The organism is Microbacterium sp. Au-Mic1 (genome assembly GCF_021341785.1).
Classification (GTDB): domain Bacteria; phylum Actinomycetota; class Actinomycetes; order Actinomycetales; family Microbacteriaceae; genus Microbacterium.
On sequence record NZ_JAJTTF010000004.1, the window covers coordinates 141,449 to 164,034 of the forward strand.

Annotated in this window: 18 protein-coding genes; 10 read left to right on the plus strand and 8 right to left on the minus strand. The window is 67.8% G+C overall.

Features of this window, described 5'->3' with window-relative positions; genetic code table 11:
- Positions 1 to 88: 88 nt before the first annotated feature.
- The 5 genes from rfbA to LXM50_RS06875 all read left to right on the plus strand — a co-directional run bounded on the left by rfbA (position 89) and on the right by LXM50_RS06875 (position 7,024).
- Entirely contained in the window at positions 89 to 979 is an 891-nt protein-coding gene (gene rfbA / locus LXM50_RS06855) for a glucose-1-phosphate thymidylyltransferase RfbA (protein ID WP_233310558.1), read from the plus strand.
- Positions 976 to 2,901 carry a rhamnan synthesis F family protein gene (locus tag LXM50_RS06860; RefSeq protein ID WP_233310559.1) on the plus strand — a complete coding sequence of 642 codons (1,926 nt, stop codon included), beginning with the start codon at positions 976 to 978 and terminating at the stop codon, positions 2,899 to 2,901. The genes rfbA and LXM50_RS06860 overlap by 4 nt, the downstream gene beginning before the upstream one ends.
- On the plus strand, positions 2,898 to 4,835 hold the full coding sequence (locus LXM50_RS06865) for a rhamnan synthesis F family protein (RefSeq protein WP_233310560.1): 1,938 nt from the start codon (positions 2,898 to 2,900) through the stop codon (positions 4,833 to 4,835). Before LXM50_RS06860 ends, LXM50_RS06865 begins: the two co-directional genes overlap by 4 nt.
- 192 nt (positions 4,836 to 5,027) lie before the next feature.
- Positions 5,028 to 5,807, plus strand: a complete 780-nt coding sequence (locus LXM50_RS06870; protein WP_233310561.1) for an ABC transporter permease — start codon at positions 5,028 to 5,030, stop codon at positions 5,805 to 5,807.
- A gap of 17 nt (positions 5,808 to 5,824) precedes the next feature.
- Positions 5,825 to 7,024 carry an ABC transporter ATP-binding protein gene (locus tag LXM50_RS06875; protein WP_374107814.1) on the plus strand — a complete coding sequence of 400 codons (1,200 nt, stop codon included), beginning with the start codon at positions 5,825 to 5,827 and terminating at the stop codon, positions 7,022 to 7,024.
- On the opposite strand, the gene LXM50_RS06880 is transcribed toward LXM50_RS06875, so the two are convergent.
- A complete protein-coding gene (locus LXM50_RS06880; protein WP_233310563.1) occupies positions 7,011 to 9,137 on the minus strand; it encodes a glycosyltransferase in 2,127 nt (708 codons plus the stop codon). The two genes, LXM50_RS06875 and LXM50_RS06880, sit on opposite strands and share 14 nt — an antisense overlap.
- A gap of 60 nt (positions 9,138 to 9,197) precedes the next feature.
- Between LXM50_RS06880 and LXM50_RS06885 the strand changes: the two genes are divergently transcribed.
- Positions 9,198 to 10,130: a glycosyltransferase family 2 protein gene (locus LXM50_RS06885; protein ID WP_233310564.1), complete on the plus strand. Its 933-nt coding sequence runs from the start codon at positions 9,198 to 9,200 to the stop codon at positions 10,128 to 10,130.
- Positions 10,127 to 11,968, plus strand: coding sequence for a glycosyltransferase (locus LXM50_RS06890; RefSeq protein ID WP_233310565.1), 1,842 nt, complete (start codon positions 10,127 to 10,129; stop codon positions 11,966 to 11,968). Before LXM50_RS06885 ends, LXM50_RS06890 begins: the two co-directional genes overlap by 4 nt.
- On the opposite strand, the gene LXM50_RS06895 is transcribed toward LXM50_RS06890, so the two are convergent.
- From LXM50_RS06895 to LXM50_RS06905, 3 genes are all read right to left on the minus strand, one after another.
- Complete coding sequence (locus LXM50_RS06895; RefSeq protein WP_233310566.1) at positions 11,902 to 13,482, minus strand: DUF2142 domain-containing protein; 1,581 nt, start codon at positions 13,480 to 13,482, stop codon at positions 11,902 to 11,904. The two genes, LXM50_RS06890 and LXM50_RS06895, sit on opposite strands and share 67 nt — an antisense overlap.
- 101 nt (positions 13,483 to 13,583) lie before the next feature.
- Positions 13,584 to 14,525: an NAD(P)-dependent oxidoreductase gene (locus LXM50_RS06900; protein ID WP_233310567.1), complete on the minus strand. Its 942-nt coding sequence runs from the start codon at positions 14,523 to 14,525 to the stop codon at positions 13,584 to 13,586.
- Positions 14,522 to 15,514 (minus strand): GDP-mannose 4,6-dehydratase, encoded by a 993-nt coding sequence (locus LXM50_RS06905; protein ID WP_233310568.1) that lies wholly within the window; start codon positions 15,512 to 15,514, stop codon positions 14,522 to 14,524. The genes LXM50_RS06900 and LXM50_RS06905 overlap by 4 nt, the downstream gene beginning before the upstream one ends.
- Positions 15,515 to 15,712: 198 nt before the next feature.
- Here LXM50_RS06905 and LXM50_RS06910 point away from each other — a divergent pair, with 198 nt between their 5' ends.
- The 3 genes from LXM50_RS06910 to LXM50_RS06920 are packed head-to-tail and all read left to right on the plus strand — an operon-like array spanning position 15,713 to position 18,073.
- On the plus strand, positions 15,713 to 16,450 hold the full coding sequence (locus tag LXM50_RS06910; RefSeq protein ID WP_233310569.1) for a glycosyltransferase family 2 protein: 738 nt from the start codon (positions 15,713 to 15,715) through the stop codon (positions 16,448 to 16,450).
- A complete protein-coding gene (locus tag LXM50_RS06915) occupies positions 16,447 to 16,845 on the plus strand; it encodes a DUF2304 domain-containing protein (protein ID WP_233310570.1) in 399 nt (132 codons plus the stop codon). Before LXM50_RS06910 ends, LXM50_RS06915 begins: the two co-directional genes overlap by 4 nt.
- A complete protein-coding gene (locus LXM50_RS06920; protein WP_233310571.1) occupies positions 16,838 to 18,073 on the plus strand; it encodes a hypothetical protein in 1,236 nt (411 codons plus the stop codon). Before LXM50_RS06915 ends, LXM50_RS06920 begins: the two co-directional genes overlap by 8 nt.
- A 52-nt stretch (positions 18,074 to 18,125) precedes the next feature.
- Here LXM50_RS06920 and LXM50_RS06925 read toward each other — a convergent pair whose 3' ends face one another.
- Genes LXM50_RS06925 through LXM50_RS06940 form a run of 4 tightly spaced genes read right to left on the minus strand, consistent with a single transcriptional unit; the run spans position 18,126 to position 22,430 of the window.
- Positions 18,126 to 19,232, minus strand: a complete 1,107-nt coding sequence (locus LXM50_RS06925) for a glycosyltransferase family 1 protein (RefSeq protein ID WP_233310572.1) — start codon at positions 19,230 to 19,232, stop codon at positions 18,126 to 18,128.
- A 10-nt stretch (positions 19,233 to 19,242) separates the two neighbouring features.
- Complete coding sequence (locus tag LXM50_RS06930) at positions 19,243 to 20,346, minus strand: acyltransferase (RefSeq protein WP_233310573.1); 1,104 nt, start codon at positions 20,344 to 20,346, stop codon at positions 19,243 to 19,245.
- On the minus strand, positions 20,343 to 21,479 hold the full coding sequence (locus LXM50_RS06935; protein ID WP_233310574.1) for an NAD(P)-dependent oxidoreductase: 1,137 nt from the start codon (positions 21,477 to 21,479) through the stop codon (positions 20,343 to 20,345). The genes LXM50_RS06930 and LXM50_RS06935 overlap by 4 nt, the downstream gene beginning before the upstream one ends.
- Before the next feature lie 60 nt (positions 21,480 to 21,539).
- A complete protein-coding gene (locus LXM50_RS06940) occupies positions 21,540 to 22,430 on the minus strand; it encodes a glycosyltransferase (protein WP_233310575.1) in 891 nt (296 codons plus the stop codon).
- Between the last annotated feature and the right edge of the window lie 156 nt (positions 22,431 to 22,586).

Consider the following 22,586-nt stretch of genomic DNA (forward strand, 5'->3'; position numbering starts at 1 on the left):
TTCCAGGGTAGCGGCGCGTGCGGCCGGAACATGAGCCGGGCGACGGCGAATTCACAGGAAAGTGCACGTCATGCGAGAGAATGGGGGCATGCGTGGAATCATCCTGGCCGGTGGCACCGGCTCCCGGCTGCACCCGATCACCCTCGGCACGTCGAAGCAGCTCGTCCCGGTGTACGACAAGCCGATGATCTACTACCCGCTGTCGACGCTCATCCTGGCGGGCATCCGCGACATCCTGCTGATCACGACTCCGCATGATGCGGAGGCGTTCCAGCGGCTCCTTGGTGATGGCTCGCGCTTCGGCGTGTCCATCACCTACAAGACGCAGCCGTCACCGGACGGTCTCGCTCAGGCCTTCATCCTCGGCGAGGAGCACATCGGATCCGAATCGGCGGCGCTCGTGCTCGGCGACAACATCTTCTACGGCCAGGGGATGGGAACGCAGCTGCGCAAGTACACCGAGCTGGACGGCGGCGTGGTGTTCGGCTACTGGGTCGATGACGCGACCGCGTACGGCGTGGTCGAGTTCGATGCCGAAGGACGGGTGGTCTCGCTCGAGGAGAAGCCCGCCCAGCCGAAGAGCAACTATGCCGTGCCGGGCCTGTACTTCTACGACAACGACGTCGTCGAGATCGCGAAGAACCTCAAACCCTCGCCCCGCGGCGAACTCGAGATCACCGATGTCAACCGTGAGTACCTCGAGCGCGGCAAGCTGCAGGTGCAGCTGCTGACGCGTGGCACCGCCTGGCTCGATACCGGGACGTTCGACTCCCTCGCCGAGGCCACGGAATTCGTTCGCACGGTCGAAAAGCGTCAGGGACTCTCCATCGGGTGCCCCGAGGAAGTGGCGTGGCGCATGGGCTTCCTCAGCGACGACGAGCTGCGGGAGCGCGCGGAGCCACTCGTCAAGAGCGGTTACGGAGCCTATCTGCTGAAGGCTCTCGCGCAGGGTCGTCAGCTTCCCGCGCAGCAGGCATGACCGGGACGGGTCACGTGGAGCCGGAGGCGGGGATCCGCCCCGGCGCGGGTCGAATCGTCCTCTTTGCGCTGCATTCGGATCGCGGTGACGCCGACGACGCGACTCGGCATCAGCTCGAGGCACTGCGCCCGCTGGCCGCGCGGCTTGTGGTGATCGTCGAACCCGGACTCGCGGCAGGACATCTCGACGCCGTCGCCGAACTCAGCGATGAGATCGTGCGCCACGACGGGGTCGCCGTCGATGCCAGGGCCTACAGGACCGCTCTTCAGACCATCGATGTCACGCCTTATGAGGAAGTGCTGTTCACCGGCAACGGATGGTTCGGCCCCATCGGATCCTTCGACGACGTCGTCGGTCGCATGGCCGCATCGGACGCAGGAGTGTGGCGGCTGATCGAGACGACGGATCGTCATCCCGAGGCCTTCCCCCTCGAGGGATTCTCGCGGCCCCTCATGCCGTGGACATGGACTGCCGTCAGCGCGGACGCCGTCGACTCGCGGGCCTGGCAGGAATACTGGGCGGTCCCGCGGGAGGACGGTGAGGACGCGTTCGCGGAGGCTCTGGAAGCGCGGGGCGTACGCGGCTCCACAGCCTTCTCCGCCGTTCTGGGACCCCGTGGCAATCCCGGTGTCCTCGCTCCCGGAGCGCTGATCGACGCGGGATGCCCCGTGCTCTTGAGAGCGGTGTTCGCACAGTTCCCGCCTCTTCTGGACAGGTTCGCCGTGCTCGTGCGACCGATCGTGGCCGAGATGGACAGACAGGGCTATCCGGTCGAACTCCTCTGGCGTGCCGTCGTCCGCACCACGCCCCCGGCTGCGCTCAACGCCTTGGCGGGCATGCTCGAGATACTGCCCGACGCGGCTCCGGGAGCGGATGCGGAGACCAAGGGGAATGCTCCGCTGCGCGTCGTGGTGCTGGCGCATGTACCGCACCTCGGTTTCGTGGACGAGCTCGCTGAGCGGCTCCGACAGATCCCGGGACCCTTCGATCTCGTCGTCACCACGACGGACGGGCGCAAGGCGGCGAAGCTGAAGGCGCGGTTGCGTTCGAGCGAGCGCGATTGGGCCAGGAACGCCGAAGTCAGGGTGACGTGGGTCCCCGGAGGACGCGACATGGGGGCTCTCCTCATCGGCTGCCGCGACATCCTGCTGTCCGATCGCTACGACCTCGTCATCCGCGTGCACGGGCGCGAGCCGCGACGCAAGACACTCAACATCCGCGAGTACGGGCGGCGATATCAGCTGGAGAACCTGTTGAGCGGCCCCGGATACGTGCAGCGCATCTTCGATTTCTTCCGCAGAGAACCCGGGCTGGGGATGGTGTTCCCGCCGATAGTGCACATCGGGTACGGGACGATGGGGCGGGGCTGGGGCGCATACCGTGAGCCCGCTGAGGATCTCGCTGACGTGCTCGGGATCACGGTCCCGTTCGACGAGGTGTCGCCTCTCGCGCCCTATGGCGGGATGTGGATCGGCCGCCCGTCCGCCCTCAGGATCTTCGCCGAGCATGACTGGACCGTGGGCGACTACCACCGCAGCCGCCGCGCGCGTTGGGTCGAGCTCACCCGCGTCCAGGAGCGGCTGCTCGGGCTGGCGGCCGCCGAGGCGGGCTATCACTGCCGCACGGTGCTGAACCGCGAGCATGCCCAGATCTCGCACACCGCTCTCGAGTTCAAGCTCGACGAGCTCTCGATGACGACCCGCGGATATCCGGTCGAGCAGATCCACCTGCTGCGCCGCGCCGGCTGGACGGGCTACGGCGGGGTGGTGGCTCTCACGCGGATGTACATCAATCTGAACCATCCTCGGGTTGCGAGCGTGATGCAGCCGCTGTATCGCACGGCGCGCAACGCGGGTCTGATGGGGAAGCGCGTCCTCTCGGCGGTGCGCAACGAGCACAAGGACGACGGGGGAGACCTATGACCGCGACGAGCGAGCTGATCCCGGCGTATCCGCGCGCGGCCGAGGTCTTCCCGAGGGATGGCAGGCGCCTGCTCATCTACGTGGTCTACGACCCCAGGGGGGACGTCGAGGACTACGTGCTGCACGCGTTGACGGCTCTGCGTGCACACTCGGCGCGCATCCTGGCGGTGGTGAACGGCAGCCTGACCGGGCGTGGACGTGAACGTCTCGCGACGGTGAGCGACGAGGTCGTCGAACGCGAGAACCGCGGCTACGACATCTGGGGCTACAAATTCGGCCTCGATCACATCGGTGACGGCATCGCCGAGTACGACGAGGTCGTCATTGCGAACGACACCTGGTACGGTCCTGTCCGCTCGTTCGCCGACGTCTTCGAACGCATGGATGAGCGTGCCGTGCACTTCTGGGGTCTCACGGATCACGCTCGTGTGGAGCCGCACCCGTTCACCCACACCGGGTACCTGCCGTATCACCTGCAGTCCTATTGGGTCGCGGTCCGGCGCGACATGATCCTTTCGCCGGAGTGGGCGCAGTACTGGCGCGATCTGCCCGAGATGACGACCTACTCCGACGCCGTCGTCAAGCATGAAGGCGTGTTCACCGAGCATTTCACCGGGCACGGTTTCGTCGGGGACGTCGCGTTCCCGCTGCTCCTGGACACCCCGGAGAACTACCCGGTGCTCTATGCGCGACAGCTTCTCGAAGCGGGTTGCCCCACTCTGAAACGACGCGCCTTCTTCCAGTGGCCGCCGTATCTCGACCAATCGGGCGTCGTCAGCCGATGGACGCTGGATTCGGCCCAGGAATACGGATATCCGATCGACCTGATCTATGCGGACATGGCGAGGAACGTCGCGCCTCGTGTCATGAACGCGGGGGCGGCTCTGCTGTCCGTACTGCCAGAGGAGGACGACTCGTACGACCCGGCTGCGCCGCTGCGCACTCTGGTGATCGCGCACGTCTTCTATCCGGAGATGACCGATGAGATGCTCGACCGGGCGGACAACCTGCCGGGAGCGTACGATCTGCTGATCACGACTCCTGAGGAGTCACGCGCCGTCGACATCCGTGAGCGCCTCGCGGCTCGGACGCTCCGTGGCGATGCGCAGGTGCGGGTCCTGGAGTCCAACAACGGCCGGGATCAGGGCGCGTTCCTGGTCGGATGCCGCGACGAGATCCTGAACGGCGGATACGACCTTCTCGTCAAGATCCACTCCAAGAAGACCCCGCAGGACGCACCGGCCGTCGGCGCGCATTTCAAGGAGCAGCAGTTCGGCAATCTGCTGAACTCGCCGGGCTACGCCGCGAACGTGGTCGCGCTCTTCCAGCGCGAGCCGGGTCTCGGCCTGGCCTTTCCACCGACGGTTCACCTCGGGCATCCCACGATCGGACATGGCTGGTGGCAGAACAAGCCCGCCTTCGCGGAGTGGTGCCGGACGCTCGGTATCCGCGTGCCCCTCGACGAGGGCTCGCCGCTCGCGCCATTCGGGTCGATGTACTTCGCACGGCCCGACGCGCTGCGTCTGCTGGTCGAGCATGCGTGGACCTACGAGGGCTTCGGCGGCGCCGATGCCTATCAGGACGGAGGGCTCGCGCATGTGCTGGAGCGGATGCCGTCCTATGCGGCAGGTGAGCGCGGCTATCACACCCGGACCATTGCGACATCCGAGTATCTCTCGATGAGCTACACGGCGCTCAGCTACAATCTCGATCAGCTGTCCATGACCATGCCGGGCACCACCATGGACAAGATTCAGCTGCTGCGCCGACTCGGCGAATGGGATTACGGCACGGCTCGTGATCTCGGTCGGATGTTCGTCACCCTCCATGCACCGCAGCTGCGGGACCGTGCCAAGGGCGTCTATCGCCGGACGGAGCAGGCCAGAGGCATCCTCTGGAGGCTTCGGCATCCGTCCTCGTGGCGCAACCGCTGAGAACCTCCCGCCTCCCGCATGCTCGACAACCAGATCGGTAAACTGCACGTTATGTCTGTGGCCCAACCCGGATCGGCCTCGGAGCGCTATACGCGCTTGAGCACCCTTCCCCTTCGCGAAGTCGGGGGGCTTCGTCCATTCACACCCCGCGGCTTCGCCGGCTCGATCCGCGACATCCTCGCGCACCGAGAGATGCTCGACCTCTTGATCAAGCGCGATCTGAAGTCGCGCTACAAGGACTCCGCGCTCGGCTTCCTCTGGTCGCTCGCTCGTCCGCTCGTGCAGCTGCTGATCTACTTCGTCGTGCTGGGGCAGTTCATCGGCGCGGCCAGAGGCATCCCCGATTTCGCGATCTTCATCTTCTCGGGACTGACCGCGATGGGGCTGTTCACCGAGATCGCCGTCGGCGGCACCGGTTCCATCCTCGCGAACGCCGGCCTCGTCAAGAAGGTCTATGTGCCGCGCGAGCTGTTCCCGTTGGCGTCGACAGGATCGGCGTTGTTCAACTTCGGCGTTCAGCTGCTGGTCCTGCTGGTCGCGACCGTGGTCGCCGGCAAGCCGCCGATCCATCCGCAGCTGGCATACGTCATTCCGGCGCTCGCTCTGATCATCGTCTACGGGCTCGCATTCGCGCTGCTCCTGGGCGCTCTGAACGTGTACTTGCGCGACATCCAGTATCTCGTCGAGGTTGCGACCATGCTGCTGTTCTGGGCGTCGCCCGTGGTGTACGCGTGGTCGATGGTCAAGGGCCTGATCAAGCACCCCTGGATCCTCGAGATCTACACGAACAATCCGCTCACGCTGGCCGTCATCGGATTCCAGAAGGCCTTCTGGGTGGCCGGCGACAGCCTGCCCCAGCCTGGTGATCTGCTGCTGCGGCAGCTCGTCGCACTGGTCGTCGGGTTGGTTCTTCTGGTGCTCAGCCACCGTGTCTTCCTGCGCCTGCAGGGCAACTTCGCGCAGGAACTGTGAGTGACAGCATGGACGAGATGATGAACGCCGCGCCCGCTGTGCTCGACCGCCCGGTGGTGGTCGACGTCGCCGATGTCTCAAAGCGCTTCACGGTACGCCGCGACTCTTCGTTGAAGGAACGCATCGTCACGCTCGGTCGTGCCGGACGCCGCCATCGCGAGGACTACTGGGCGCTGAACGACGTATCCGTGCAGATCCGTGCCGGGAGCACGCTGGGCCTGATCGGTCACAACGGCTCGGGCAAGAGCACGCTGCTCAAAGTGATCGGCGGGATCATTCAGCCGACGTCGGGCGAGGTGCGGCAACGCGGACGCGTCGCAGCGCTCCTGGAGCTGGGAGCCGGGTTCCATCCCGACCTGACCGGTCGCGAGAACGTCTACCTGAACGCCTCCCTGCTCGGTCTGACACGCGAGGAAACCGCGTCCCGATTCGCGGAGATCCTCGACTTCTCGGGCATCGGCGACTTCATCGACACGCAGGTGAAGTTCTACTCCTCGGGCATGTACGTCCGTCTCGCGTTCGCCGTCGCAGTCCACACCGATCCCGACATCCTTCTCGTGGACGAGGTGCTCGCGGTCGGGGACGAGGCGTTCCAGAAGAAGTGCATGGACAAGATCGAGGAGTTCCAGAAAGAGGGCCGATCGATCATCTTCGTCAGCCATGCGCTGGGACAGATCGAGGAACTCTGCGATCGGGTGCTGCTGCTGGACCACGGGAAGGTCGTCTTCGACGGCATCCCGGAGACGGCGGTAGAGCGATTCAGGGAGATCCTCAAAGAAGGCTCGGAGCGCGACGGGCAGCACAACCTGTCGATGCAGTCGATGAAGGTGCTCGGCATCGAGGTGTGCGATGAGTCGGGGCGGAAGGTCGACGAGATCAGCTCCGGATCACCGTTCATCGTCCGGATCCGAGTCCGCTCCGATGTGCGGGTCGAATCCTGGGCGCTGGGCTTCAGCGTGGACACCGGGTCCGGTCACATGGCTCTGGCGTCCAACACGGATCTGGCCGGGGTCGAGCTGGAGCCGATCGACGGCGAGCGCAGCGTCGAACTCCGCGTGAGCGATGCCCGCCTCGGATCCGGTCGCTACGTCGTCAATGCGAATGTCGTCGGTCTCAGCACGCCGAGTGCACACTCTCTCGAAGGCGGCGCGAGCTTCACGGTGGCGGGATCGGCGCAGACGATCGGACCCGCGGGGGGCAGCGTCAGCGTGCAGTGAGCGCGGCGTCCAGCAGTGCCCGCGCCCGCGCATCGAAGGAGTCGCGCTCGCGGACGAGCGCGCTGATCCGCGCGCTCTCGTCGGCGTCGGGGAACAGCGAGTCCAGGTCGCCGTTCAGGAGGGCGACGAGCTCGTCGCCGTCCTGAAAGGTCGGCACGGCGCCCTCGAACTCCTGCGCGATGCCGTCGACCTCGTCGCTGATCACGCGGCCGCCGGCGGCGAGCACATCGTAGGGCCGGTTCGAGATGAAGCCGTGCCGCCGCATCGCCGGCCAGTGGTCGTTGAGCACGACGCCGGCCGTCTCATAGCGCGAGGGCAGATCGTCGTTCGCGATCCCGGCGGCTGCGATGTGCGCCGCGGGGATGTAGCCGCGCCAGTCGGGGCCGTACACCCGGAGCGGCAGGCCGGCTGCGATCGGCGCGACGACGGCAGGGCGATGCAGGCCACGTGCGGTCCCGACGAAGACGATGGATCCGTCCCGGCGAGCACCGGTGGGGTGGAAACGGGTCGGATCGGTGCACTGCAGCAGCGGCTCGACCGGCCGGCCGAAACGGTGGGCGGCCTCGCGCGCCCATGGGCGCGACGCGGCGAACACCAGGTCGAAGTCGGCGAGTTCGGCTGACGTGATCTCGTCCGGGTGGCTGATGATCCAGAGCAGCCGCACTCCCGTCGACGGCGGCGCGATCCGGTGCGGCCCGCGCAGGACGAGCGTCACGTCGTCGTACTCCGTGGTGCTGCGCTGTGCGGCCGGACGGGCATCGACCGCGGCATACTGCCCGATCCGCTCGAGCGCCGCAGCCAGGGCTCGAGCGAAATGCGTGTCGCCCCAGCTCTCGCCTTTCGCGCCTGCCGGCGCCGCCGTCTTGATCGCCCAGCGGAGCCGCGGAACCGCGGTGCCGTCGGGGAGCTCGAACGTGTGGGCAGTCCGCCCGATGGCCGGGCCCCGCGGGGTCCACCCGTTGAAGGCCAGCCCGCGGCCGAGCTGCGGAAGCACCGATTCCGCGGTCCCTCGAAGGGCGATGGAGTCCGGGAACGCCTCCGAGGCGATGACGGTCAGGTCGAGCAGGACACGCGGCGAGCCGGCATCGCCGTCACGTCGTGCGGAGACCGGCGCGTGCAGCGCGGCCGACGGCCCCGTGGAGCCGAGAGCGCGTGCATCCTCTGCGGGAAAGCCGGCGAGCAGTGCGAATCCGGTTTCGTCGTGCGCGACCACGCCCGCGGAGGCCACGGTGCCGTCCGCGGCCAGAAGCAGAGGTGCGACGGGGCCGTCGACGGCGCCGTCGACAAGGGCCCTCAACGTGCGCGCATCCACGTCCACGCCGATTTGCCGGCGGAGCACGAGCGTGCCCTCCACGGGCACCACTGCTGTGCGGCCCCGGATGTCGACACGGGGGTCGGCCAGCGCGAGCAGCCGCGCGGCGACCCGCAGATCCTGCCGTGCCGCCCGAAGGTCGAGGATCGCGCGATCGTGCTCCCTGGTTCCGAGGAACGCCGTGAGCACCGCGAGAATGCGGCCGTCTTCGTCTCCGACGCCGAGATCGAGTTCGAGGAGGGCGTCCGCACCGGACGTCCCGGATCCGCCTTCGTCCGGAGCGCCGGCCGACGGAGTCCTCTGCGCGGAGAGGGCCGCCTGTCGTATCTCGCGCAGACCGAGCCGCGAGCCGGAGCGCATCGGAAGTGTGCTCCCGTCCTCCAGCATGCGCCACGCATGCCCCAAGGGGCCGCCTGCCGCTCCGATCGCTCTCGGGTGATGGCGCGCATGATCGGGAGCGCTCCAGGCGGCGGTGGTCTCGATCTCGGTTGGATCGGAGACGAGGTAGGCGTAGAGCGCGGGGACCCGATCCGAATCCGGCAGCTGTGCGGAGACCTGTCCCTCCAGGAACAGGGGGTTGAGGACGAGTCCGTTGCGATACCCGCCCCGCACGTATGCACGCACGGCCCGGCGGATGCCGATCCGACGTCCGGGATGCTGGGCGCGGACGAATTCGAGATCGACGACGCGCGCACGGCGGATCGTGCGGGCCCACCAGAACCGGTCGGCGGCGGCGAGCAGACTCCCCAGCACGGGCAGGGATCGGGATCGGCGCCACTGCGCCCGAAGCATGCTCAGCACGGTGGAAGTCTATGCGGATGATAGCCTCGGACGGTTCGGTCGGCCGGGAGGGAAGCGCCTGTGAGTACGAGTTCCGGGGACGAGACCATGACGCTCGACGCCGCGTCCGAACGCGTCGGCATCGTGGTGCGCACTAAGGATCGTCCCGCGATGCTGGCTCGTGCGCTGGACGACATCCTGTCGCAGCGTTTCGAGGACTGGCGCGCTGTGATCGTCAATGACGGGGGAGACTCCGCGGCGGTCGACCGTGTCATCGCCGCGGTTCGTGGTGCGGCCCGGGGGCGGATCTCTGCGGTCCACCACTCGGACAGCAGGGGACGGTCAGCGGCCGCGAACATCGGAGTGCAGGCTCTCACCGGCGACTACGTCGTGCTGCATGATGACGACGATCTTTGGCATCCCGACTTCCTCGCCGCGACCGTCGACTGGCTCGATCGGAATCCCGGCGATGGCGGTGTCGTGGCCCGTACTGAAATCGTGTACGAACGTGAGACGGCCACGGGGCTCGAGGAGACCGGCCGCGTGCCGTTCTGGCCGGCTCTGACGGCGATCACCTATGCGGAACTCCTGCAGGTGAACCGCTTCGTCCCGATCGCCTATCTCTACCGCCGCTCCCTGCATGATGAGGTCGGCTATTACCGGGAAGACGTCCACGCGGCCGAGGACTGGGAGTTCAACCTGCGAGTGGCGGCGCGGCACCCGATCGGATTCCTCGGAGACCAAGTGCTCGCGTACTGGATGCAGCGCCCGAACTCCACCGGCGCTCTGGGGAACAGCATGTTCCTGCTCGAAAGCGAGCACGAGTACTACGACCGCCGGATCCGGGACGAGGCGCTGCGCGCGTACGTCGCAGGACATGGCGATGGGCTTGCGCTGTTCCTGGCGCGATACGTGCAGGACGAGGTGTCCCGTCAGCTGGATGAGCGGCGGACGATCGGCCAACGCCTGGTCGGCGCGGCTCGGCGCCGGTGGCGTGCACGGCGGATGCGATGAGCGCGCGGCCGGAGATCACGTGGCGCCCGGTCCAGCGGATCGTGCTTCCGGATGATGCCGTGCCCCCGGGCACGCGGGACCTGTACGTGCGCGTGGACGGCGAATCCGAGATCGTCGGGCGCACCTCGCTCCGTCTCGGGGCGGAGGCGCACGCATCATTCGCGACGTACTTCGGCGGCTTTCCGCGCGTGGCGTGGGCCGATACAGGCTTCGACCGCCTTCGGCTGTCGCTGCGCATCGACGGAGAAGCGCGCATACACGTGCGGGGAACCGATGCGGCCGGCATGGTGCGGGATCTCGCGGACTCGTCCGCGTCCGGGGACTGGTCTCTCGAGCTGCCTCTGGATGAGCGCTCCGCGGGCTGGATCTGGTTCGATGTCGACGCCTCTGGGCCGGTCACGCTGCACGACGCCGAGTGGTCGGCCCCGGAACCAGCGCGACCGGAGACGAGCGTGTCCATCGCGATCACGACCTTCAACCGCTCGGATGACTGTGTGGCCCTGATCGCACGGCTGGCTTCTGATCCCCAGGTGAAGAAGAGGATCCTGCAGGTGGTCGTGACCGATCAGGGCACGCAGCAGATCCGGAGCAACCCCGGATTCGCGGAGGCGGCCCGGCCCTGGGGGCCTCTGCTCCGAGTCATCGAGCAGGACAACCTCGGGGGCTCCGGAGGATTCAGCCGGGGCATGCTGGAGGCCCGCAGCACCCCCGCCAGCCACGTGCTGGTGCTGGATGACGACGTGAACCTGGAGCCGGAATCGCTGCTGCGGATGCTCGCGCGCGCGGAGCACGCGCAGCACGAGCCGCTGATCGGAGCGCAGATGCTCCGGCTCACCGAACCGACGCGCCTGCATTCCTGGGGCGAGCGGGTCAATCGTCGCCGGTTCTGGTGGGAGCCGGTGCACCCCGAGCTCGCCGGTCTCGATCTGGCGGAAGCGGGTCCGGATCGGCTGCCGGTCCTGAGCGAGCCCTGTCCGGTCGATTTCAACGGCTGGTGGATGTGTCTCATCCCGCTTTCCGTCGTGGAGTCGGTGGGCGCGTCATTGCCGCTGTTCATCAAATGGGACGACGCCGAGTTCGGCTTGCGCGCCGCGGCGGCGGGGCATCGGACCATCACGCTTCCGGGCGCAGCGCTCTGGCACGTGCCCTGGACGGCCAAGGATGACGGGCTCGACTGGCAGGCCTACTACCAGTTGCGCAATCGTCTGATCGCCGCGCTGCTTCATTCGCCGCGGCGACGTGGCGGCGCTCTGCTGCCCGACATGCTCGCCCTCGACGTCAACCATGTGCTGTGCCTGCAGTACGGATCCGCTGCGGTGCGACGAGCCGCCGTGCGCGATGTGCTTGAGGGCCCCGGTCATCTCGTGACCGGCCTGCGGAGCGCGCCCGGACGTGTCCGTGCCATCCTCGCCGAGGAGGGACAGGCTCTGCAGACCCGCGAAGATCTGTCCGTGGCGCAGGAAGTCGCGGTACCTGTCGCGCCGCGGGGCGCGGTGGCCACGGCGGGACGGCTTCTGCGAGTCCTCGCCCATCAGCTCCGACGCCGGGTCGGCGCGCCGGGCGGACTTCCCATGCGCGAGGTCGTCACGCTGCGGCGCGAGCACGGAAAGTGGTGGTCCCTGGGTCTGGTCGATACCGCATTCCTGCAGAGCGCGACGGGGAGCAGCGGATTCCTGCTGCGCCGCGATCGGCGCAGTGCCGCGAAGCACTTCCTTGGTGCGCTGCGCTCCGTCATCGTGCTCTGGTGGAAGTGGCCCGCGTTGGCGCGGCGCTACCGCGCCGACGCGGCGTCGCTGTCGAGCGCGGCCACCTGGTTCTCCGTCTTCGACGAGTCGTAGACGGACGCGAGCTCGTTCGCGGAGTCGGCATCCGCGGGCTCATTGTCCGCGTCGTCGGAGAACAGGCGATTGGCCCAGAGGAGACCGGCGAGGAGCAGCGCGAAGGCGACCGAGCCGATCAGCCACACTCCCATCGGCGAAGGCGCCCAGCCCCACCACCACTCGGCGTGCGAACCCGGATCCACATTCGTGACGTCGAGGCCCGTCGTGTAGCGCTGGATGTTGATGTGCAGCGAGACCGCATTAGTCAGCGCCAGGGCGGCCGCGGAGATGATCAGCGGCCATCCGCGCCACAGCGTCCGTGCCTTCTCGTTCGCTGCCGAGACACCGAGCGCGATGATCATCAGAGGCATGATGTAGCGAGGCTGCACGCCCTGGCCGACATGCGCCCCGGACTGCCAGAGGATGTAGAACGGCACGAACCACATCGCGGCGAGCGTGGCGAGCGAAGCGACGATCCGGCGTCGGGTGGCGCCGTGGAGACCTGTGAGCAGCACGAAGCCGAAGACGGCCGACCCGAGAACCCACACGACAGAGGGAACGCCGGTGTCGAACCAGCCGAGGGGCCAGTATCCGAAGATGCCGATCCAGAGGCTGGGGATGTCCAGCGCGTTGCGGACCAGCTCGCCGCCGCTGAGGTGGCTGCCGTAGCCGCCGAGTCCTCCTGTGGCCGCACTGCTCTGAGACGCGGAGAGGTACAGTGCCGCGCTGAGGACCACGACGGCCGCACCGCCCACGAGCGGGACCAGTAGGCCGCGGCCGCGTCGCAGACCGAGCCAGAGAGCGATCATCGCGCCGAAGACGGCGAACAGCGCGGCGTCGGCTCTGGCGCCGGCGCCGAGCAGGGCTGCGAGCACGGCGAGCGAGGTCAGCACGACCGTCTGCCTCCGGGCCGGAGCGATGAGTGCGCCGTACAGCGACACCCACACCGTCGCGGCGGACAGCAGAGCCCAGGACGACGGATTGGTCGAGGCGAAGACGAAGAGGCCGAGCGGCACCGATGCTGCGATCACCGAGATGACAAGCGCCGGGCGCAGGCGTCGTGGCAGGAACAGGAACACCGCGGTGATGAGCCCGACTGCGATGACCGAGTTGGCGAGCCGCATCGCGACCACGGACGCGGCGACGTCCTTGCTGGCAAAGACCGACATCGCCCCGTAGAACACCGGGGGGTACAGATGATCGATGTTCGCGCGCTTGACCAGCGCCAGTCCGGGGGCGTCCTCCTTCCAGCAGCTCCCGCTAATGTCGGAGTGCTGCGCCGCACAGATCGCCTGAGCGACCGGTGTCGGCACCTTGCGCTCGACAGATCCGCTGGTGCCAGTGGGTTCCTCGCAGAGTCCGGGTCGATCGCCGAGCCCGCACCAGATGGATGCGAGGTGGAAATCGTCGTCCGGGCTGGACCCTACCGCGGAGCTGAACGACCACGAGAACAGTGCAAGCACCGCCAGAAGAGGGATGGCGATGACGGCGGTCAAGCGCGCGGACTGGGAGCGGGAACGCGATGGGGACACGCGACCATGCTACCGATGCGATCTGGAGGACCCGTCCGCAGGCGTGTTCGACGTCGCCACGATCTCTGCACGCCGTCGCGGGGCACCGACCGGGCCAGGTGTCAGATGCGGTCGGATGCTGTGAGCCGACTAGCCGCGAAATCCTTGATCGCGGTGCGGGGTGTGCGCTGGGGCGCCCATCCGAGTTCGTCGCGCAGTCGGGCGCTGGAGCCGGTGATCTCCATCAGATCGGTGGGGCGCCATCGTGCGGGGTCGTCGACGAGGTCGGGAAGGTCGTGGCCGATCGCTTCGCAGACGAGCGCGAGGATCTCGAGGCCGGAGAGGGAGGCGCCGCTGCTGACGTTGTAGGTGGTGTGCTGCAGTGATTCGGCGTCGATGAGGTCGAGGTAGGCGCGGGCGATGTCCCGCACGTCCGTGTAGTCGCGTCGGGTGGACAGGTTTCCCGTGGACAGCGGTGCGCCCACGGGTAGCGCTCGCAATGCCGTGTAGAGGTCCGGCACGAGGAATCCTGGGGCCTGGCCGGGGCCGATGTGGTTGAAGGGGCGTGCGACGACGGTGTCGATGCCGCGGCGCCGATAGTAGTCGGCCTGCTGCTCCACGAGGATCTTGCTGACCGCGTACGGTGAGCTCGCGGCGAGAGGGGAGTCCTCGGTGAGTGGCGTCTCGCCGCCGCCGGCGTAGACGCCTCCGGTGCTCACGACCAGGATACGGCCTCCGATCGCTCCGGCGAGAGCGGCTTCTCCGACAGCGGTCATCATGGCGCTGTTCGCGGTGATGTACTGCTGCGGTTGGGCGAAGGAAGGGCCGACGGCGGCGAGTCCGGCGAGGTGGATCACGGCGTCCGCGTGCAGGCCGGCCGGCCAGCCGTCTCTCAGGTCGGCGACGTGCCAGGAGCTCAGCCGGTCGCGATCGGGCCAGGACGCGTCGGCGCGTGCGATGCCGTGAACGTCGTGGCCTCGACCGAGCGCCTCCGCGATGACATGACGTCCGACGAAGCCGGAAGCGCCGGTGACGACGATCGAGCGCTTCGCGTCGGTCGTCATCTGGTGCCGGCGCCCTCGAGCGCGAGGTCGTTGCTCACCATGAGGGACACCAGGCCCTCGAACGACGTCTCACGGCGCCAGCCCAGCACGCGCTCGGCCTTCTCGGGGTTGCCGAGCAGGATGTCGACTTCCGCGGGACGCATGAAGGCCGGGTCCTGCACGACATACGGGCGCCAGTCGTCGATCCCCACCTCGGCGAACGCGCGGGTGAGGAAGTCCTCGATGGAGTGGGTCTCGCCCGTCGCGAGGACGAAATCGTCCGGTTCGTCGTGCTGCAGCATCTGCCACATTCCGCGCACGTAGTCGCCCGCGTACCCCCAGTCCCGCTTCGGGTACAGGTCCCCGAGGACGATCTTGTCCTGCAGGCCCAGCTTGATCCGTGCCACGGCGCGGGTGATCTTCCGGGTAACGAACTCCGGTCCGCGGTGCTCGCCCTCGTGGTTGAACAGGATCCCGCACGAGACGAACATGCCGTAGCTCTCGCGATAGTTCCGGGCGATCCAATGCCCGTACAGCTTGGCGACCCCGTAGGGGCTGCGCGGGTGGAACAGCGACTGCTCGTCGTAGCCGCTGCCGGGACGGTTGTAGTCGAGCCCGCCGAACATCTCCGACGTCGACGCCTGATAGACGCGCGTGGACTCGGCGCGCCCCGTCACGCGCACGGCTTCCAGGACGTTCAGGACGCCCTTGCCCGTGACATCGGCTGTGAGGGAGGGGTTCTTGAAGGAGTAGCCCACGTGGCTGATCGCAGCGAGGTTGTACAACTCTGTCGGATCCGAGTCCTCCACCGCACGCACGAGCGCGGCGGGATCCGTGAGGTCGCCCTCGAGAAGACGCACGTCAGGGAAGGCGGCCTCGAACGCGGCGCGCTTCGGGTTGTTCTGCCCCCGGATCAGGCCGTGGACAACGTAGCCGTTCTCGAGGAGCTGCTCTGCGAGATGATGGCCATCCTGGCCGGTGATCCCTGTCACCAGTGCACGCTTGCTCACGACTGCTTCTCCTCCGGGGTGATCCTGTGCGGTGCGGGCGTCATCGCCGCCACGTATCGTGTCGGCGGCCGCTCGATGCGCCCCACACACTACCAGCGGGCATTCGTCGGGATGCTGAGCCGAGGCGGCGTCAGGGAAGCGGGACGAGCCGCGGGCTCCGCTCGGTTCACCGGACCGCGTCGATAGACTGGAGGCACTATGACGCAGACTCCTGACACCGTGCTGGTGATCGTGCCGGCCTGGAACGAGGAGCGCAACGTCGGCAACACGGTGCGCGAGATCCTCGCCACCGGGCGCGACTATCACGTCGCCGTGATCGACGACGGCTCGATCGACGCGACTACCCGGGTCGCACGGGACGCGGGGGCTATGGTCCTCACCCTCCCGTTCAACCTCGGCGTCGGGGGGGCGATGCGCACCGGGTTCACCTACGCGCAGCGCAAGGGCTACCGCCGGGCGATCCAGGTCGATGCGGACGGGCAGCACAACCCCGCCGACATCGAACGTGTGCTCGACGGGCTCGCGGACGCCGACATCTCGATCGGCGCGCGATTCAGCGACGTCGGGGATTACAAGGTGCGCGGGCCGCGCCGATGGGCGATGGTCGTGCTCGCGGGGATCGTCTCACGGGTGGCGCACACGCGACTCACCGACGTCACGAGCGGCTTCCGGGCCGCGAACTCTCGGGCGATCGACCAGTACGTGAGCTACTATCCCGCCGAGTATCTGGGGGACACGCTGGACTCCCTCGTCGTGGCATGCCATGCCGGACTCACCGTCACCCAGGTGCCCGTCGCGATGCGCCCGCGGGTGCACGGGACGCCGAGCCAGGGGCCCATCGGCTCGACGATCTATCTCGCCCGATCCGTGCTCGCGCTGGGACTCGCCCTGCTGCGACGTCCGCGGTCGCCCCGTCGAGCGGAGGAGACCGCATGATCGCCGTCACCGGAATCGTGCTCGGGCTCGCGATGCTCGTGATCGTCACGACGTTGCTGTTGACCCGGCGCCTGCGGGAGAAGTACGCCGCCCTGTGGATCATCATCGGTCTGGGAATGCTGGTCCTCGGAGTCTTCCCTGGCCTCCTCCTGGGACTCACCTCCGCGTTCGGCGTGGTCCTGCCGGCGAACCTGCTCTTCGCCATGGCGATCCTGCTGCTCCTGGGGGTCGCACTCCATCTTTCCTGGGAACTCTCCCAGGCGGAGGATGAGATACGTCGTGCGGCGGAGGAGCTCGCGATTCTGCGGGCCGATCACGATGGTCTCGTGCGCCGCATCGAAGTGCTCGAGTCGGGTGAGAGCGACCGTCCGGGCGCCTCCCTCACTGATGACTGACCAGGCTCGGCCCGGCGGAGGGCTGCGGACCGTCCTGGTCGCGACCGTCCTGGCCGGAGGGATCGGCTACGTCATCCAGGCCGCGATCCCGCCGCTGCTGAGGCAGGGCGACTACCTCGCCTTCACGACGTTCTGGTCTGCGACGTACCTGATCGTGTCCTGCCTTGCGGGCGTGCAGCAGGAGCTCACGCGGGCCTCGCGGTCGGGACCCGACGGCAGCGGTTACCCCACATGGCGTGTGTTCGCGGTGGCGGCGGCGATCGCCGCCGCCGCGATCGTGGCAGCGATCTTCGCGGTGATCGGTCCGCGAGTCTTCCCCTCCGACACCGCCCCTCTGGTGCTCGCCATCACGGTCGCCGCCTTCGGGTACTGCCTGATCGCGGCGGTCAGCGGAGCTCTGTACGGGGTTCAGGACTGGCGCGGAGTCGGCGGCATGACCGTCTCCGATTCGCTGATCCGCGCTGTGGCGCTGGGGCTCGCCGTCCTGATGGGCGGAAGCGCGGCGCTCATGGGGTGGGCGGTGGCTGTGCCTTTCCTCCTCGCGGTCCTGATCATCTGGGCGTGGCGCGGCAGGCGGATCGCTGCGCATCTGCACCTCGACGTCGGGATGGCGCAACTCTTCCGCAACGCCTCCGCGACCCTCGTCGCGTCCCTCGCCACGGGGGCGCTGATCAGCGGACTCCCGCTGCTTCTGCGTGCCCTCGCGTCCGATGCCGGCGAAGGGCAGCTGGCCTCGCTGATCCTGGTGATCTCGCTCACGCGCGCCCCGCTCGTGGTGCCCCTGGTCGCGCTGCAGGGCTACCTCCTGGTGCATTTCCGGGAGAGCAGACACCACGCGTCCACCGTGTTGCGCTGGGTCGGCGGGCTGCTCGTCGCGGTCGCCGCGCTGTCGGCCCTCGCCGCCTGGTTGGGGCCGATCATCCTGCACGCGGTCTATCCGGGGTTCGAGCCGCTCTCGGGCACGGTCTTCGCGGCGATCGTCGCCAGCGCCGGGCTCACGGGCGTGCTCTGCATCACTGGTCCCGCGCTGCTCGCGGCGAGCAGACATCGCTGGTACGTCGCGGGCTGGCTGCTCAGTGCGCTCGCGACGGTCGGCGTCCTTTCGAGCCCCGCCGATGCTCTGACCCGCATCCTCCTCGCGCTCGTCGCCGCGCCCGTCCTCGGCGCCGTGGTGCACGCCGTGGGCCTGGCGCGGACGACGAGCGGACCGGTTCAGGCAGACGACTAGGGGTGCGATGATCCGTGTGCACGACCGGTCCGATCGGGGCACGGTGCACCTCCTACGGGCGCGAGGAATCGCCCAGGGCGGCCTCGAAGACGGCGCGCGTCTCCCTGGCCGTCCGCTCCCAGGTGAACAACTGGGCCTGTTCGTAGCCGGATGCCACCATGTCGGCGATGAGAGCCGGATCCGAGGAGATCTTCGCGAGCAGGTCTGCCAGGGAGCGATCATCGGACGGATCGAAGTAGCGCGCGGCCTCACCGCCGACGTAGCGGTGCACCTCGATGTCACTCAGCAGTGCAGGGATCCCGGCGGCCATCGCCTCGATGGTAGGAAGCGAGAACCCCTCTGCGAAGGACGGGATGGCCAGGGCCGTCGCCGTGGAGTACAGGTGAGCGACCTCGGCGTCGTCCAGCCAGCCCCGGAGGTCGACCCACTCGCCTACCTGCAACTCGTCGACGAGCGGCGCCAGCGGATCCTCGCCGCGGCCGCCGGTGATCACGATGCGCGGACGCTGGGATTCGGGAAGGAGCGCGACGGCGCGGATCAGCGCGCCCCAGTTCTTGTGGGGGCGACGGTTCCCCATGGCTAGGATCAGGGGCCCCTCGGTGCCGGCCAATGTCCGGTCGACGTTCGCGGGCGCCTGACCAGCGAGCGGTGTGACATCGATGCGATCGGCCGGAACGCCCAAGTACTTCACGAGCTCGTTCTTCGAGGTCGGGCTGATGGTCGCGATGCGGGTGGCGTTGCGGGAGGTCTGCTTCTCCATCCACTTCACGGGTGCCGTGTAGAGGGGAGTGGTCATCAGCTCCGGGTGGCTCCAGTAGAGCATGTCGTGCATGGTGACCACGGAGGGCATCTTCGTGCGGCGCGGGCCGAGCGTTGCGGGCGAATGCACGAGGTCCGCCCCTTCTCGCGAAGCGGCGCGCGCCACCTGAGTCAGTTCTCCCCAGGCCCAGATGAACCGGTTCTCACCGCTGATTCCCGATTCCACGATCCTTCCGGGGAACCAGGACAGGTCGAGCTTCGCGCCCTCCTTCGAGACGAAGCCCACGTACTCCCAGTCGCCGGGCATCGTCCCGAGGGTGCGGTAGAGCTCCCTGGCGTAGGTCTCCATCCCGCCTTTGGTGCCGGTGTAGGAGAGGAGGTCGACGAGGACGCGGGGCATCGGTGCAGCCTTAGGTTCGGGGGTCGAGCTGAGGAAGCGGCGACCGGGAATGCGGTGAGCGGCGCACGCGAGCCATCGCGCGGCGCTCGATGAGGACCCAGCTGAGCCAGGCAAGGAAGAAGGTGATCACGATCGCGACGACGTCATAGGCGAGGAGGCCGAGAGCCCCGGCACCCACTCCGAATCCCACCAGCGCGAGCAGCTGCTGCACGGGCCAGGCGTAGATGTAGAAGCCGTAACTGACGTCGTTCCGGGAGATCCACGTCGGCTGAGGCGCGACCGTCGACAGCCACAGGAGGCCGTAGGCGATGAAGGGGGCCGCGATCTGGCCGCCCCACCCCGGGATGCCCACCGCGAGTCCTGCAGCGACGAGGAGGGATCCGATGCCGACCCAGCGGTTAACGCCCCAGCGATCGATCAGGAAGTAGACGAGAGCACCGCCGAGGAAGAACGGCGCGAGCTTCAGGAAGAGCAGAAAGCTCACATCGAGACCCAGGCGTGCGACCTGGGACTCCAGCGCGTGCGCCGCCGTCGCGAGAACGAAGGCGATCGCTGCGAGCACGGCGTTGCGGCGGAACCACGCGAGCGCGCCGAGCAGCCAGACCAGCACATAGCAGAGGAACTCGTAGTAGAGCGTCCACAGCGAGCCGTTCCACACGGAGGGGTAGGGGACGGCGCTGAGAGAACGCCCGATCCCGTATTGGTTCATGAACAGCGTGATGTTGCTCCACACGAACTGCAGGGGAGTGACCGGCGTGGACAGGTAGCCGCGGAGCGTGCCGTACTGGATCAGGATCGCCACGGGCGCGAACACCACGGCGGTCACGATCAGGCAGACGAGAAACGCCGGGAAGATCCGCACGATCCTGTGCAAGAGGTAATCGCCTGCCGTGCTGCGCAGGCGCGATCGCGTGATCAGGAACCCGCTGATGACGAAGAAGCCGGCGACCGCCCAGCCGCCGATGTTCTCTCCGTGCAGCTGCGGACCGACGCCGTTGCCTGTGGTGTAGAACGAGTGCGCGATCAGCACCAGGCCGGCCAGGACCAGCCGGAACAGGTTGAGGCTGTTGTCACGGTACGGGAACGGCCGGCCGCGCAGGGCGGCGAGAGTCACTTGAGCAGCTTCCGATCCGCCATCTCCTTGAGCGAGCGCTCATACCCGTCCGCCTCGATGGGCTCGGTCAGCACCCACTCTGCGAACTGCTTGACCCCAACCGCGAAGGCGACTCGCGGGGTGAAGCCCAGCACCTCTCGCAGGGCCGTGGTGTCGGCCACGTTGTGACGGATGTCGCCCAGACGATAGTTGCCGGAGATGTGGGTGGGCACCTCCGTGCCGTACGCGTCGAACAGTGCGGCCACGACCTCGTTCACGCTCGTCGCGACGCCGGAGCCGACGTTGAAGATGCCGCCCGCGGCGGCGGGGACCGTGGCAGCGAGGAAGGTCGCTTCGATGACATCGTCGATGTACACGAAGTCGCGGCTCTCCTCGCCGTCCTCGAAGATGTTGATGTCCTTGCCTTGGCGGATCAGGGTCGAGAAGATCGAGAGGATTCCGGTGTAGGGGTTCTTCAGCGACTGACCGGGCCCGTAGACGTTCTGGTAGCGCACGGACACGGGCTCGACACCGATGGTGGGCGCCACCGTCATGATGAGGGATTCCTGCATCTGCTTCGTGATGCCGTACACCGACGACGGATGGACCAGCGCCGACTCATCGGTGGGGATGAGCCGGAGTGCTCCCTCTCCGGGGACGTGCACATCGAAGTCTCCGGCCGCCATGTCGCTGTCAGCGCGATGACCGGGGTAGACGCGGCGACCGTCCGGGGTTTCGTACGCGCCTTCGCCGTAGATCGAGCGAGACGAGGCGATGACGACCCGACGCACGGAGTTCTCCTCGTTCGCGAGGATGTCGAGCAGCTTCGCGGTGCCGCCGACGTTCGCGTCGACGTAGCGGTCGATCTCGTACATCGACTGACCCGTGCCGGTCTCCGCGGCGAGGTGGATCACGATGGTCGCGCCGGCGAGCGCCTGTCGCAGGTCATCCTTCGACGTCACCGTGCCGGTGATGACGTCGGCGATCCCGTCGAGGGAGCGCAGCAGCGGGGACGTCGTCGCAGGGTCGTCGCCGTGCACCTGTGCGATCAGCGAGTCCAGGACCGTGACGGCGTGGCCGTCGGCGGCGAACCTCGCAGCGAGACGGGTGCCGATGAATCCGGCTCCTCCGGTGATCAGGACGTGTTCCGACATCGAAATGCTCTCCTCGGGACGGTCAGACAGTGCTCGGCGGTTCGACGCGTCGGCAAGGCCTCAGCCCGCGAAGATGTGTGCCAGCGTCGATTTTAGCGCAGCCCCGTTGCCGTGCCGGATGACGCCCGGCAGCTCGGTCACCGCGTGCAGGCGCGACATCATTCGGATCGCGGCGACGCGGGCCGTCTGCCGCCAGCCTTTGGCTTTGGCAAGACCCCGAGCGGTGCGGTAGTAGGCGCGCTCGTCGCGGAAGCGCCTTCCGTCCATGAGGGTCTTCTGCGACGCGCTCGAACCGTGCCGGCGGTAGGAGAACGCGACCTCGGGGGTGTACGCGAGGGTGCCGCCGTCGAATGCGATGTCCATCAGCAGGGCGAGATCCTGGATGATGGGGAGCCCCTCCCGGAAGTCGATGCGCTTCAATGTCGCGGTCCTGAAGGCCAGGGAAGGCCAGTACAGCCAGTCACCGCGGATGAGGCTGCTCGCCATCTCCTGCCCCGTCAGCACGGCGGTCGCCCCGTCTGTCCTGGGTGCCAGCAGTCCCTGTTTGACGCGGTCGACCAGCGGCGTCACGCGGGCGCCGTGCTCATTGATGACGACGACGCCGGGCTGGATGACATCCGCCTCCGGCGCGTCGGCGATGGTGCGCAGCACGACGTCGACGTAGTTCGGGTGCAGCAGGTCGTCGCAGCCCAGGATCGCGATGTACGGCGTGCTCGCGCGACGGATCGCCTCACGGTAGTTCTCGGTGATCCCGAGGTTCTTCTCGTTGCGCACGTAAGTGATGCGCTCGTCTTCGATCTGGGCGAAGCGCCCCGCGACGGTCTCGTCCGGGTAGCAGTCGTCGATGACGATGAGTCGCCAGTCGCCGTTGCGCTGGGCGCGGACCGAATCGACGGTCTCGAAGAGCAGGTCGGGATCGCCCCAGAAGGGGCAGAAGATCTCCAGAGTCATGAAACATCCTTCGTCGGCGGCCGCCGTTCGAGCTTCGGCCGGAGCGAAAGTCCATGCTATCGGGAGGGCCCGCACGCAATCTGTGCGCGAACTCTCCTCATCATCCCGGCTCTCGGGCGCGGCCCAGCCATCGTTGAGGTAAGACCCGTAGGCTTG